Raw genomic sequence first — 14717 nt, 5'->3', positions numbered from 1 at the left:
AAATTTACAGCGTACCTTCGTAAACCACAAGACGTTTTCCGTCGATGGTGACGGCCATGCCGCTTTCCAGAGCGTTGAAGGCACCCTTGGCTTGGGCGAGCCATACCAGGCGGGGGTTGATTAGAGGCAAGGTTTCTGCAGGAATTCTGCTTTCGCCGTCTACAATTACGCCGCGAACGTCTCGGAGTACGGGAATGTATTCTTCGGTCAGAGTGTTGCACAGCAAGATTTCGTTGCTGTCGCGACGCAGAAGCATGTAGGCTTCGGTGGGGGTCTTTGCGCGAAGGATACGGCCGTTGGCGCGGGCAATATCTGCAGAGGCGCAGCCGCCCTGTTCGCCCTTCACCAGTTCGTTACCCACGTGGAGGACTCGGATGGTGTTCACAATTTGTGCGCTAATGGGGTAGCCGGAAGCCATGACGATGCGGTCGGAAATGTGGACGGCTCCTGCGTCGTAGGCGCTCTTGATAGCGTTCTGCACCATGGAATCGGAGTCGTTTACTTCTTCGGCAAACAGAGGGAATACGCCCCAGTTCAAGAGGAGCTGGCGCTTGACCTGTGCGAAGGGAGTTACAGCAAGGATCGGCTGACTGGGACGGAACATGCTGATCATGCGGGCGGTGTTTCCGGTAAGCGTCGGCGTGATGAGGGCAGCGGCGTTCACTTCGCGGGCGGTCTGGTAGGCGTTCTGGGAAACGATGCGGCTCATGTCGCCCTGCAGATCCATTTCGAAGGATTCCCGCATCTTCTTGTAGTATTCGGGAGAATATTCTACGGTAACTGCAACGCGGACCAGAGTTTCTACCGCTTCGATGGGGTAGAGACCGTTGGCGGTTTCGCCGGAGAGCATCACGGCATCGGTACCGTCGAAAATAGCGTTAGCCACGTCGGTCAATTCCGCACGGGTGGGGCGGGGGTGCTGAATCATGGAGTCCAGCATCTGGGTGGCTGTAATGACGGGCTTGCCCAGCTGGCGGCAGACGCGGATGATGTGCTTCTGGGCCAGAGGAATTTTTTCGGTGGGCAGCTGAACGCCAAGGTCACCGCGGGCAATCATGATGCCGTCAGCCGTGGCGGCAATTTCGCGGATGTTGTTCAGACCTTCTTCGTTTTCAATCTTGGCGATAATCTTTGCCTTGGAATTGAGACTATCCAGATAGCGACGGATTTCCTGGACTTCGCTGGCGTAGCTTACGAAAGAGGCGGCGATAAAGTCTACGTCCTGTTCGGCACCGAACTTGATGTCGTTCTTGTCCTGTTCGCTCATGATGGGAAGGCCGGCGTGAAGACCGATCAGGTTCACGTTCTTCTTGCTTCCGATGGCTGCGGAATTCTTGGCGACGCACTTGACGGTAAAGCCGTCCGTTTCTTCTACGTCTAGTTCCAGGAGGCCGTCGGCAATAAGGATGCGGTGGCCGGGTTCAATCTTCTGGGGCAATTCCTTCCAGGAAAGGCTCAGCTTTGCCGGTTCGTTTTCGGTGGCGCCCTTGGTGAGGGTGTCGTCGACGGTTACCCAAACTTTGTCGCCCTTGTTGAACTGGATGACGGCATCACCCTCGGTATTGCCGGTGCGGATTTCGGGACCCTTGGTGTCCAACATCAAGGCGATGGGTCGCTTGAGGTTGGCAGAAACGCGCTTCACCCTGTCCATGGCATCCTTGTGGGATTCGTGGGAGCCGTGGGAGAAATTGAATCGGGCCACGTTCATGCCTGCGATAATCAGGCGGGAGACAACTTCGTCATCCTTGGTGGTGGGGCCCATGGAGCATACAATTTTCGTCTTGTGGGTGAACATTTTTCGCCTCTTTTTTTTTCGTCAGAAATCAAACTATTAATTTTCGGCGCCAATGATAAAAAATTTTAACACCTTCCCAAAGGGTAAAAGTGAACGTACTAAAAATGTATGAAAAAGGCGGGGCATAAGCCTCGCCTCTCAATGTTCTTTCTATACAGTATGCGGTACTTTTACGCTTACCGTATTAAAAAATGTAGTTCACGCGGATACCGCCGTAGATGTCGGTGTATTCATCGCGCTTGCTGTCGGGACGCAGATACATGGCCGTGCCGGCAAACCATTCGCTGCTCCAGTGCTTGGTGTGGTTCACCTTTACGTTCAGACCACCAAGAATATCCATTTCTGTTTCATCCTGTTCGCCATCGTCTTCCCAGGTGGTAAGCAGGTAGCGGAATTCTCCGTTGATGCCAAGCGTCAGGAACTTGTTCATGAGGGGAATCGTCATTTCTTCGTCGACATTGATTTCGGATTCCTTCATTTCGTCGCGAGTATAGTTCTTGAAGCGGGGGCGGACAATTAGGCTGTTCTGGAGAAGGTCTGTTTCCAGAGTCCATGAAAGGGGATAGGTGTGTTCCAGATAATCGGCGCCGCCGAAGTAATAACCCATCTTGCCCCAGGTAGAATCAGCGAGGTCCAGCAAGTTGGCAAGGCTATCCTTGTAGAATTTGGAATAGTCAGATCTGATAGAGAGGACTCCACCCACCTTGACAATGGATTTACCCTGTTTCAGGGATACATCTGCTGCCCAGGTATGTCTGAAAATTCTTTCCTGGAAATTGGAGGCCAGGTAGTCTTCAATGGCATAGCCGGTGTACTGAGCCCAACGTTCTGCGTCTACGGTTGTGGAATTTTCGTTGTCGGTCAGTTCAATAGTTTTCTTTCCCTTGCGAGGTGCAAACCAATCGTCTAGGAAAACTCCGTCCTTGTAGAACTGGTTCACCTGCAACTGGTAGGGACGATATTGAGTGCGGTATTCAAGATTGTAATTCAGTCTTGTAGAAATGTTGTTTGAGATCTTGAATGTGTTTTCTAGAGAGAAATTCTGGATGTACTTGGTTCTGTCGTTATCCAGTTCATGTTCTTCCTGCCAACTGTCGGATGCCTCGTCAAAGAATCCCCAACGGGTTCCTTCACCAAGGCCGAATAGGTTGGTGTTTCCGTGGTTGGCTGCGTTCTCTACGTTAATCTGGTAGGCGAAACCAAGAGTCCAGTAATCTCGGATTTCCTGTTCAATGCGGCCGCCGAATTCGCGGGTGTCGGAAAGCTGGTCTGGGGAACCTGCGCTGTAGAAGTCTTCGCCTACATACTTGACGTGAGCCGAGATAGTTGTCTTGTAGATGCTCCAGTCAAGAGAAGCGCCGATGGCGAAATTCTGACTGCCCCAGTTGAGGCCCATAACGCGGCTGTCTTCAATATCGCTGTCTTCTTCACGCTTGGCAAGTTTCGCATCGCGAATGAGGGTGCGCAAGGAGTCGCGCATCTGGCTGCGGGTGAGGGTGGTGTTGTCTCCGAAAATGTTGTAGAGTTCCTGGTCGCTGAGGGTGCGAATTCGGGATTCGTTGTTCATAAGCTGACGGAGAGTTCCCATGGAACTTACGTTCAGTCCTGCTTCGCTAAATACCTTGTTTGCTGCGCGTTCCTTGGCGACGTCGGCGGTGTCTGCGCGACCTACGGCCACAGAGCCATTCAGTTCAATGTCTCCAGGATAGAATAGCCAGTTTCCGTCGGCGTACATGGTGAAGGAAGTCTGCATCGGTTCGCCGGTGCTTCTGCTGGAACCGTCGCGGAGCAGCGGGTCTTCCATTTCGTCGTTGGCGTAAATGATTCCCACGGTGGCGTCGAAACGGCGTACGGGCGCCCACTTGAAGGAGGCGCCGTAGGCAAGACGCTGGGCCTGGAGTTCTCCATCTTCAATGTATTCTTTGTAAATAAGGGGGTGACGGTCATTCCAGGCGTAAGGGCGGCGGGCTTCGCCAAAGAAACCGCCCAGTTCAAAGAGGGGCATGTCTGCGTTGTTTCTGAGGAGCGACATGGTGTAGCCTACACCGAAGATGGGTAGGTTTGACATGTAGATGTCCCCCTGACTTTTCTGGAAGTCACCTAGAACTAAATGGTTGACTTGGTCTGTGTAGGAGAGGGTGACCGGGTTTGGTGAGAAGTGATTCCAGGAGTCTGCAGAGAGGTCTGCGTTAAATTCGATGGTTCGACCGTCTGGAGACTGCATCAGCAAGTAGGCGCTGGCTTCAGCACCGAATCCCGGAACCTGGAATGTATTTTCGTAGGACTTGCCGGTGATGACATGGTGGTAGTTTCCGCCCAGCATGACGTTACCGATGATGTTCCAGGACTTTGCGGTAGAATCCTGCAGGGCGGATTCCTTTTCGCGTGACTTGATTAGGTTTCCGATCTTTTCGTCGGGGTCGGTAATACGTTTCTTGATTCCGAAAATCTGCGGGTCTTCGGAAAGGGCTCCTGCAACAGTTCTGGAATCTACCGTAAAATCGTTGGCGTTGCCGGAAATGCTTTCTGAAACGGAATTGTCGAGAACGTCAGCGGCGCTTGCTCCCACGGTATTTTTCGATATGTCTGAATTTTTCAGGGTCAGATGGCTGTTGCCCATATCCAGAATACCATAGCCGTTTTCCTGGATGGTGGTTCCGCTAGCATCAATGTATCCCAGATTGGAATTGTAGATGGCTACGGTGTTCTTCTTGAAGACAACGTTGTCCAGGGAGGCCTCGCCGTAGTTGGATACATGGAGGGCTGCACCCTGGTTGTCGGTAAATTCGCAGTCCGTGATTTCTGCCTTGCCGTTACGGATATAAAGACCGCGACCTGTACTGTTCTTGATAGAACTTCCGTGGAGGTTCAGCCCTGTGTTTTCAATGACGACTCCGTTTTCTGCATCGGCAATGACTGCGTTACGCAACTCGGATCCGTTTTCGCCAGAAATTGTGATGCCCTTCCAATCGCCGGCCTTGGGTGTCCTGGCTGCGGATTTGAAAACGACTGCTTCGGTGCTGATGCCTGCAGCCACAATCTGACCTTCGACTTTCAGCTTGGAACCGGGAGTGAACTGGAGGATGACTCCCGGTTCGATGACCAGGGCCGAAGCCTTGTCTACAAGCAAGTCTCCAGTGACAAGATAAGGGGATTCGCTTGCTCGCAGAAAACCGCGGATGTTTCCGCTGATGGCGGTGCCCCGAAGAATGGGGGACTTCTGTGCTGGGGTCTGTTCTGTCTGGGCTGCGGTTTGAGCTTCTGCCTGAAGTTCAGTTTGTGCAGAGGAAAGGCTTGCTGTTAACGCGATTGCTGTAATAAGAACGTGTTTCATTAGCGAACCTCGTAAATCTTAGTTGCGTTCAAGGTCTCTCCGCTCTTCAGGAATACCTTGATCTTGATTTCGGTAGTCTTTCCTCGGATGATTCCTACCTGCCTGTCAAAAGCTGTTCCATGAAAATCGGTTTCGGTGAGAACGTCATCCTTTTCGCCGGACTGGCTAATGACAATGCGCTTGATAAACTGGGGATTGTTTTCGGGCAGCCCGTTAACCTTGAAACGGATCATCTGGTAAAAACGATTGGTGTGGTTCTGGGGCGGGCGCGGAACGCGGAGGCGGATCTTCTTCGGTCCTTCGACATCCAGGGTGGCATTAGTCTTGGGGAAACATCCCAAGGTCTTGCTAACCTTGCTTGTGTTGCCTGCCAGGTCTTCTGCAGTAAAGTTGTAGTTGTGGATGCCCTTGGTGGTCTTCAAGGTGTATTCACCGGAGTTTCCGTAAATCTGGTCGATGCCCTTGACTCCATCTACATAGGGGGTCAGTATGACCTGGTCACCTTCAGTATCCTTGATATTTAACTTGATAAAGCACTTGAGGGAATCGGTCCTTGTGATGCCGATGGTTGGAGAAATTGTATTGATGGTCTTGCTGTTCTTCTTGATGGCCAGCTTGAGTGTTGCCTTTTCGGTTCCGTATTTTTCAGAATTGTATTCCACTTCCACCAGTTCGCTGTTCCAGTTTTTCCAGGAGTCCTTGATGGATAGGTTGTAACGCAAGTGTCCATCGGGATTGCGCAGGAGCAGGTTGTCAGAAACCTTGCCATCGTGGGTTACCGTAAGGGTGGCATTGGGGTCGGACGGATCAAATCTTCCTTCGATGATGGTCGCAGACGGATCGCTAACGGTAAGGGGAGAGCTGGTGATGAGAGTCAAGGGCTCGTGGCCTGCCACAGAATCCCTGGGGGCGGAACTGACATAGTAAGTGGCCAAGTTTCCGCAGTCAAAGCTGGTCTTTCCCACTTGGCAGGTGACTGTAAATTTCTTCGGACCTTGCTGTTTCGGAGACCATTCCGGGGTGAAGGTGACGGAGCCTTCGTCGGAGTTCTGCATTTCGCCGCCGATACCGACCTTGATGCCCTGGGTGCACTGGCCCTGGATTTTTACGGAGTTTTCGCGGATGGTGTCCGGCAGAGCCTCGAATTCGCAACGCACGCCATCCTTCAATTTTTTCAGGGCTTCTGTACGGAGCTTGTCCAGTTCGCCGGCTTTCTTGAGCAGTTCCTCTTCCGTGATGGTGGAGTCGCCTGCCAGGCTGTCAATCTTGTCCAGGAAATCGGCGTCGGCTCCGGCGCTCAGGTCAATGACGACCAACTTGTCGCGGTGGGTGACAATGGCTTGATTTTCGTGGATGGATACGGCCTGAGTTCCCATGAACATGTCCATCTTACCAAAAATCAGGGCTGCAATGGGTGTCTGGCGTTCGCTAAGTCCTGTCAGACCGTAGGTTCCTCGGATAGCTGCCGTGGCGGTGCCCGTCTTGAACTTGAAATGACTTCCGCCATTCTGTTTCTGGACGTCGAACTTAATCTTGCCCGACTTGATTTCGGCGGTGATGTAATTCTTCCCGTCGTCTGTCATCACTTCGGTCATGGACACCAGGGAATTCTCTTCGATGGAAAAGTTACTTCCGTCGGGGAGGGCGATGATTGCCTGGGATTCCAGCAGGGTACGGATCAAGTCGCTCTGGTTGACCTTGTTTCCAACATTAAGGTCTTTCCAGTCTCCCTTGCCTTCCTTTTGGATCGTTACTTCGCCAATGCGGGAACGGACCTTGCCCGAGGCGGACTTGGCGGCGAAGGAGTTGGCTACCAGAAGGGCCAGGAATATCGCGATAACTCTAGAATAGCGTGAACACATATTGCCTCTCGTTCAAAGGGGTCTTCATGTCTTTTGGGGCAAATATAGCTTTAGGGGAAGATTCCTTTTTGTATCAAAAATAAAAGTTTGATGTATTCCGTGGACTAAAACCCCTTGGAGATTTGCTCTTTTGGCGAAAAAAGCTATATATATAGAAGTATTTCATAAAAGGATAGCACTATGGAAGTTGAAGAACTGACCGTTGCATTCAGCGACGAAGACTCTGGCGAAGAAGTCATCAAGGAATTGGGCAAGGAGATCCTCTCCAAGGGCGCATGGCCGACCGTCATGTTCCACTATCAGGAAAAGGATCCCAAGACCGGTGAATTCGGTGAACCTAAGGTTAGCCTCCGTCGTTATCGCAAGATGAACGGAAACTTCAAGGCCCAGGGTAAGTTCAAGATTACCGGCAAGGCCCAGGCTGAAGCTATCATCGAAGTTCTCAAGAAGTGGTACAACATCTAATGGACCCTGCTAGTTATAACATCGACTTTCTTACCGAAGGCGACATCGAGAAGTTCCCTTATCAGGACAAGTTTGAAAAGATGGCTCGCAAACTCCTGGCCGAAGAAGGCAAGGAGAAGGACGTCAATATCGTCATGTGTTCCGACGAATTCGTCCGCGAAATGAACAAGAATTACCGCGGTCTGGACAAGGTGACCGACGTGCTCTCCTTTGAATGGCATGCCGAGTTCCCCGGTGAACCCGAAATGCTGGGTGAAATCTACATCGCCCAGGAACAGGTCCGCAGACAGGCTCCGGAGTACGGCAACACTTTCTACGCCGAACTGAAGCGTGTCATTGTTCACGGCCTTTTGCACCTGTCCGGTTACGACCACATCAAGGCTGCCGACCGCAAGGTGATGCGCGCCCGCGAGTGCGAATTTCTTGGACTTGACCCCTACAAGGAGAAGGACTGATGGAATCTCCTGAAAGTTGGGCGATTGTTTTTTTAATCCTTTTCCTTTTTGTTTCCTTCTCTTTCTCGTTAATCAAGGCTGTGTTCAGTGGCATTTACGCCAAGCGTGATGCCAAGGACCGCGAAGGCCGTGAAGAGAAGGTGGCCGCCCTGGTGGAACTGGGCGGATTCAACGAGACCATTTCCATTGGCCGAATCTTCTGCAATGTGGGTAGCGGTGTCCTGGGATTCTATCTGTTCGAGATGCTCCCCTGGGCAAAGGACTTCTGGATTCTTGCGTTCCTGGCCTATATGGTGGTGGCCTGCATCTGCATTTATACCCTTACGGTTTTCTGCGCCAACGTTCTCGGAAACCTGAAACCCGACACCTTGGCCATTGTGCTGATCCCTCTGTTCAAGTGGATCCGCCTGCCCTTTGCGGTACCCGCAAAAATCTGCCACTGGATGTTTGTCAAGATCTTGAAGGTCATGGGTTACGATTCCAAACTCAGCTTCCTGCCCGAAGAACGCCGCGACGCTGTTCAGGCCGACTTGTCTGACGTCCAGGGCGACGATGGCGAAGGTCTGGAAAAAGAAGAACGTCAGATGATTCTGAACATCTTCGACTTTGTGGAAACTCCGGTTCGCGAAATCATGACTCCCCGCGTGGACATGTGCGCCATCGATGCCGATACCAGCCTGGAAGATTTGGTGAAGGTGCTGAACACCGAACGCCATTCCCGCTTGCCGGTGTATAAGGAAACCGTCGACAACATCGTAGGTATCCTTTCTAACCGCGATTTTTTGCAGTGGTACACCGAACATCACGAAACCGAAACTTTCGACATCATGAAGTTGGTGATGCCGCCGGTATTCGTGCCCTACCACAAGAAAATTGACGACATGCTGACCGACCTGCGAAAGACCGGTAACCAGCTGGCCATTGTGGTCGACGAATATGGTGGAACCGCGGGCCTTGTAACCCTGGAAGACATCCTTGAAGAAATCGTTGGCGAAATCCGCGACGAAGACGACGTGGATGAGGAACAGGACGTCCAGAAACTGAAGGACGGCCGCTACATCCTGGATCCGCTGATGACCCTGTCCGACCTGGAATACGAACTGGGCGTGGAACTGGAAGCTCCGGAAAATTCCCATGTGGAAACCCTTTCCGGCCTGATCCAGGCAACCCTCGGAATCATTCCCTCTCCTGGCGCCGAAGTGGTCATCAAGGGCTACACCTTCCGTGTGCTCAAGATGGAAGGCAACCGCATGGAAAAGGTTCTCATGATCCAGCCCGGCAAGAACAAGCCCAAGTCCGGTCCCCGTACGCAGGCCTTCCGCGTCACTTGATTTTGTTTGATTTGGGGACGCAGATCGAGTCCCGCAAACCTAAAAAAGAAGCCCGCCGAAGCGGGCTTCCTTGCGTTAAATTCGCGGTCTGTTTCGTCTGACGATCTAGGTTAAAGTTCGTCAACCGCTTCAGCACGGAGGTTCGTCACGATGTGGTCCTGGCGCTGGGGAGTGTTGTTTCCCATGTAATAGGCCAACATCTTGCCGAAGTTGGCGTCCGGCGGGAGAATCACGGTTTCCAGACGCATCTGGTCGCCAATGAACTGCCCGAATTCTTCGGGGCTGATTTCGCCCAGACCTTTGAATCGGGTGATTTCCAGACCAGTCTTGCCGATTTCCTTGGCGGCCTTGTCGCGTTCGGCTTCGTCATAGCAGTACTTGGTCACGTTCTTGTTACGCACGCGGAACAGCGGAGTCTGCAAGATGAACAGGTGCTTCTGTTCTACCAGTTCCGGGAAGAACTGCAGGAAGAAGGTCATGAGCAGCAGGCGGATATGCATACCGTCCACATCGGCATCGGTTGCGATAATCACCTTGTCGTAACGCAAGTCTTCAAGGCCATTTTCGATATCCAGAGCGCTCTGGAGCAGGTTGAATTCCTCGTTTTCGTAAACCACCTTCTTGGTAAGTCCGAAACAGTTCAAGGGCTTACCGCGGAGACTGAACACGGCCTGGGTCTGCACGTTGCGAGCCTTGGTGATGGAACCGGATGCAGAGTCACCTTCGGTGATAAAGATCATGGATTCCTTGTTCAGTGCGTTCTTCACGTCGGTCAGGTGGACCTTGCAGTCGCGAAGCTTCTTGTTGTGCAGGCTTGCCTTCTTGGCGCGTTCGTTGGCCAATTTCTTGATACCTGCAATTTCCTTGCGTTCGCGTTCGTTCTGGGTAATGCGATCCTGAAGGGCCTTTGCGGTTTCGGGATTCTTATGGAGGTAGTTGTCCAGTTCCTTGGAAACGTAATCCACGATCCAGGTACGGAGCTGAGCGCCTCCCGGAGAAACGGTGGTGCTGCCCAGTTTGGTCTTGGTCTGGGATTCGAACACCGGTTCCTGGATACGCACAGAAATGGCGCCGATAATGCAGTTGCGGACGTCAGACGGATCCAGATCCTTCTTGAAGAAGTCGCGGGCGCCCTTGACGATACCTTCGCGGAAAGCCTGCTGATGGGTACCGCCCTGGGTGGTATACTGGCCGTTCACGAAACTGTAATAATGTTCGCCATACTGGTTGCCATGGGTAAAGGCGATCTCAATGTCGGACTGCTTGAAATGGGCCACCGGATAACGGATAGAATCGTCTACGTGCTTCTGGAGCAAATCCAGGAGGCCGTTGGGGCTGACGTAGGTCTTGCCGTTCATGATGAGGGAAAGACCGTTGTTCAGGTAGGCATAGTTCCAGACCTTTTCTTCCATGTAGGCGGGAAGGAATCTGAAGTTCTTGAAAATATTGGCGTCCGGTTCGAAGAAAATTTCGGTACCGTTCTTTTCGGTGGTGTCCTTTTCCTTTTCTTCGCGGACAAGCACACCCTTGCTGAATTCTGCTTCCTTGACGCGGCCATCGCGGTAGCTCTTGACGATGAACTTGGTAGAGAGGGCGTTTACAGCCTTGGTACCCACGCCGTTCATACCTACAGACTTCTGGAAGGCGTCGGAATCGTACTTACCACCGGTATTGATCTTGCTGACGCAGTCGATGACCTTGCCCAGGGGGATGCCGCGGCCGAAGTCGCGGATGTGGGCGGAGTGATCTTCAATGTCGATAATGATCTTTTTACCGGCGCCCATGACGAATTCGTCGATGGAGTTGTCGATAATTTCCTTGACGAGAACGTAGATACCGTCGTCGGGGCTCTGGCCATCGCCCAGCTTGCCGATGTACATACCCGGACGTTCGCGGATGTGTTCGTTCCATTCCAGTGTTCTAATGCTGTCGTCTGTATACTTTGCTGCTGCCATAATCTTTAAATCAGAACGTTTAAGGTTAAAAAATCAGTTCAAAATGTCTATTTCAAAATGTCTATTTCAAAATTTTTCACAAAGATAAACTTTTTCGCTGACACTTTAGTGTCAAGATAGTTCTGCCCCTGCGAACTTTTCGGTCGACAATATAGTAAAAACGAAATGGGAACTGTTCAAAAGAGCAGTTCCTTGTCGCAAAAAAAAGGCCTGGCCCTGGGCCAAGCCTTTTCCATAAAAATTTGACCTTGTGGGTTAGACGCCCAGAGAAACTCTCATGAGCAGGCTGAAACCATGGAAAGTGTGGTTAATGGGTTCATAGGTGTTAAAGAAGTATTCACCATGAATCCAGGTGTTGAGACGTCTGTTACGATTCAGTAGGATGCCGCCACCAATGTGAGCCTGGAGGCCGTTGTCGCGGATTTCATCGCTGTTGTATTCGTAATCGATGTCAAAGGTTGTTGCAGACATACCCACGCCAATGTAGGGGGCAATCGGACCAGAGAGGATGGGGTAGTAGAAAGAGAAACCCCAGGCGATATAGTCTGTAGTGATGTCTTCGTACTTATCGTAATTATAGTAGTAGTAATCGCCGTTGTTAACCTTGTTATTTCTGTCGACTGTATTGACCTTGTGGCTGATGTTGAGGGTCAGCATGGTGATTGTGTACTTGGAATCGTACGCAAAGAAGAAATCGTAGGAGGTCAGGGGTTCGTAATCGGTGAATGCGTTGATTTCGTCACCGATGAACTTGGTCAGACCGAGACCGACACCGAAGTAGAGATTGGGAATGCGAGGCTTTTTGGCGGGTGCAGGTTCTGCGGCCGGAGCTGCTTCATAAACTGCGGGAGCCGGTGCTGCAACAGGCTGTGCGGCGGGCTGTTTTGCGGGGGCCTTTGCTACGGGCATGGGAGCCGGAGCAGCTGCGACTGGTTCTGCTGCCGGTTTGGGGGTAGGCTCGGCGACAGGCTCTGCAACCGGTTCGGCGGCAGGTTCTGCCTTGGCGACGGATTCAGCTGCGGGCTCAACGGCAGGTGCTGCAGCCTGATTTTCGGAACTCATGACTTCGGCCAGTTTTGCAAGGGCCTTGTCCATATTCTCTTCCTTGAGAATCTTGACCTGGTGATTCCAGACAGGCTTGTTTTCGGAATCCTGGATCTTGGCGCTGACCATGGTGGCCTGACCCAACTTGCTGACGTTGATGGAGGCTGTCTTCTGGCAACCTTCGGCAACAATCTGGTAGCTGCCCTGGCTGTCAACGTAGTTCTTGAAAAGGGAAGGAATACTAGCCTGGGTTTCGGCGGAAATGCCACTGGCTTCTACAGGAGAAAGGCAGAGAGGCTCTGCTGCGGAAATATATGCGGCAAGAGAAAAAAAGACAGGGATAAAAATTTTCTTATTCATACCGCAAAAGGTAAATAAAAATACGACGGAACGCATGGTTCCGCCGCATTTTCCGTTGTAAAAATGTGTGGTGTTAATCACATTTTTTCTGGGGTGTGGATTTTAACGGATTTGACGTCCTTTGAGATTGAAGTAGCGAGTAGATCCGTTAACATCGGTCTTTTTGATGTTTACGCTTCCCTTGCGAACAATCAGCTGGCTGCCAACTGTGTTTTTCGGGGAAATTTCGCGTTTCCTGGCGATACTGCTCACTTCAAAGTTGGCGGCAGAGGCTTTTTCGACGTCGAATACCTTGCCAGTAGAGGAAATTGCCTGGAGACCGTTGGCCAGGAAGGCGAAGGGGGCATTCCAGTTGATAGCCACTTCGTTACTGGCGTAGCTGCACTTGTTGTCGTAGAAGGATTTGGCGGGAGCGCTTTCATCGCGGTAGTCTACGTTGCCGCAGGACTTGATGTCGGTGGCGGCGGGGTTGGGACCGCCAGAAAGCATGCCGGGGACGGGGGCTTCAACGGTGTCAGCTGTGCTGGGACGATGGTGGGGGTGCATAACCTGGTTCACGCCATAGCCAGTCAGGTAAGACATATCCAGGGGGTTTCTTCCCATGAGGTAATCCAACAGACCTACTGCAGCATCCAGATACTTCTGTTCCTTGGTCAGGATGTAGGAGTAGATCAGGGCCATGCCCTTGTTGGCAGCGAAGCTATTGGAACCCCAGTTGAAATCCTTGCCGTCCATGGCGACGCCATAGCCGTTATCATTCAAAAGGTCAACGATCTTGTCTCCGAGACCCAAAACCTGAATTCTTGCAGAATCCACATCTGCCTTGTCAAAAATGGTGGGGTTGGTGGATACGGTGTAGGAAGTCAGCATAAAGGTGGTAGACCAGGTGGGCAGAGACGTTCTGGAATGGAACAGGGGGACTTCCTGGAACTTTGCCTTGATGGTTTCGTTCTTGCTGATTCGGAAAAGTTCGGCGGCGGCCCAGATTCGTTCGTCTGTAGCGGAGTTGTCGGAATAGGTTCCGGTGCCGACGCCCGAGGGCTGTACAAACTTTGCGTTAGGATTCAGTGTACCCCAGTAGTAAGCTTTTTCGGCGGCGCGAACGCACTTTTCTGCAAAAGCTTCGTCATAAGGTTTGTAGATGTCTGCTGCGAGAGCCATGACAGCTACGAAGTTCCAGGTAGCGGTGATGCTCTTGCCGATTGCGAAACGGACGGATTTGTCTTTTTCGGGCATGATTTCACCACAGAAATTCTTGGTGGTCAACTTGTGGAAAATACCGCCGTCGACATCCTGCATGGTCAGCATCCATTCAAGGTTCCAGCGGATTTCATCAAGAATGTCGGGAACGTCGTTCTTGCTTTCGGGAATGTTCAAATTCAGGGACTTGAAATAGTCTTCGTTCAGACGGTAAAGCTGAAGAAGGGTGTAGGTTGTGATGCCGGAGTTGACAATGTATTTGCCGTAGTCACCTGCGTCATACCATCCCTTGGCTCCATTAAAGGTGGAGATGTTGTCGATGATTCCTGTGGATTCGTGGTATCGAACAGCTGTGTCCGGGTGGCCTGCTGCGCGGGCGTACTTGCCGGCGAATTCTTCGGTCAGTTCGGTGGATGAACGCTGGAAGTAGAAGAACTTGAGGGCGGCCTTGCCGATTGCCTCATAGGCGTTATCGCTGACAATAATGGGGTAGCCTACGGCTTCATCGCCAATGTAGGCCTGGTAGGTGCCAGCCTTGGAAAGTTCGGAAAAATCTACAAGGGAGGCTGCTGTATCGCCTGCGGGTGCCCAAGGTGCCGCTGCAGGAACCTTTACGGACAGAGCCTTTGAACCGGAAGCGTCCTTGAAGGTAACTTCCATGCCTTCTGCGCCAACGACTGCAATTTGCTTGAGTCCCTTGGTCAAGAAGCCAATCTGGTTCTGGTGAACTGTTGCTGCCACAGCACTTTGGGCTGCTATAGTAGAGAACGCAGCGACAGTCAGGAATCTTGCGATACTTTTTTTGAAATTCATAAACCAATCCTCATGTTTGACTATAAAATTAAACAGAGCGAGGATTGTCTTGCTGAAATAATTGCACAAAAGTGTTTTCTGCTGAAAACACCCTAATGTGGAA

9 protein-coding genes are annotated in these 14717 nt (G+C 51.7%); 3 read left to right on the top strand and 6 right to left on the bottom strand.

The window, feature by feature from the left end:
• Window positions 1-4: 4 nt before the first annotated feature.
• The 3 genes from pyk to B7992_RS00225 all read right to left on the bottom strand — a co-directional run bounded on the left by pyk (window position 5) and on the right by B7992_RS00225 (window position 6991).
• The gene (gene pyk / locus B7992_RS00235) at window positions 5-1795 is read right to left on the bottom strand and encodes a pyruvate kinase (RefSeq protein ID WP_088665341.1); all 1791 of its coding nucleotides are present in this window, start codon (window positions 1793-1795) and stop codon (window positions 5-7) included.
• Between the two features lie 184 nt (window positions 1796-1979).
• Window positions 1980-5129 (bottom strand): right-handed parallel beta-helix repeat-containing protein, encoded by a 3150-nt coding sequence (locus B7992_RS00230; protein WP_088665340.1) that lies wholly within the window; start codon window positions 5127-5129, stop codon window positions 1980-1982.
• Entirely contained in the window at window positions 5129-6991 is a 1863-nt protein-coding gene (locus B7992_RS00225) for a FecR domain-containing protein (RefSeq protein WP_073283685.1), read from the bottom strand. Before B7992_RS00225 ends, B7992_RS00230 begins: the two co-directional genes overlap by 1 nt.
• Before the next feature lie 180 nt (window positions 6992-7171).
• On the opposite strand from B7992_RS00225, the gene B7992_RS00220 reads away from it, so the two are divergent.
• From B7992_RS00220 to B7992_RS00210, 3 genes are read left to right on the top strand one after another with little or no spacing between them, the layout of a single operon-like run.
• A complete protein-coding gene (locus B7992_RS00220) occupies window positions 7172-7456 on the top strand; it encodes a hypothetical protein (protein WP_073156826.1) in 285 nt (94 codons plus the stop codon).
• Window positions 7456-7911, top strand: coding sequence for an rRNA maturation RNase YbeY (ybeY, locus tag B7992_RS00215; protein ID WP_083538114.1), 456 nt, complete (start codon window positions 7456-7458; stop codon window positions 7909-7911). Before B7992_RS00220 ends, ybeY begins: the two co-directional genes overlap by 1 nt.
• Window positions 7911-9242: a hemolysin family protein gene (locus tag B7992_RS00210; protein WP_073156823.1), complete on the top strand. Its 1332-nt coding sequence runs from the start codon at window positions 7911-7913 to the stop codon at window positions 9240-9242. The genes ybeY and B7992_RS00210 overlap by 1 nt, the downstream gene beginning before the upstream one ends.
• 110 nt (window positions 9243-9352) lie before the next feature.
• Here the strand turns inward: B7992_RS00210 and B7992_RS00205 are convergent, their stop codons facing one another.
• The 3 genes from B7992_RS00205 to B7992_RS00195 all read right to left on the bottom strand — a co-directional run bounded on the left by B7992_RS00205 (window position 9353) and on the right by B7992_RS00195 (window position 14614).
• Complete coding sequence (locus B7992_RS00205) at window positions 9353-11197, bottom strand: DNA topoisomerase IV subunit B (RefSeq protein WP_073156822.1); 1845 nt, start codon at window positions 11195-11197, stop codon at window positions 9353-9355.
• 255 nt (window positions 11198-11452) lie between these two features.
• Entirely contained in the window at window positions 11453-12601 is a 1149-nt protein-coding gene (locus B7992_RS00200; protein WP_139259103.1) for a hypothetical protein, read from the bottom strand.
• Window positions 12602-12703: 102 nt separating this feature from the next.
• Window positions 12704-14614 (bottom strand): glycoside hydrolase family 9 protein, encoded by a 1911-nt coding sequence (locus B7992_RS00195; RefSeq protein WP_073283676.1) that lies wholly within the window; start codon window positions 14612-14614, stop codon window positions 12704-12706.
• Window positions 14615-14717 lie beyond the last annotated feature (103 nt).

Origin of the sequence: Fibrobacter sp. UWH1, from assembly GCF_002210365.1 — a bacterium.
In the GTDB taxonomy this organism is placed as follows: Bacteria; Fibrobacterota; Fibrobacteria; order Fibrobacterales; family Fibrobacteraceae; genus Fibrobacter.
This window is presented reverse-complemented; position numbering and strand designations above follow the sequence as displayed.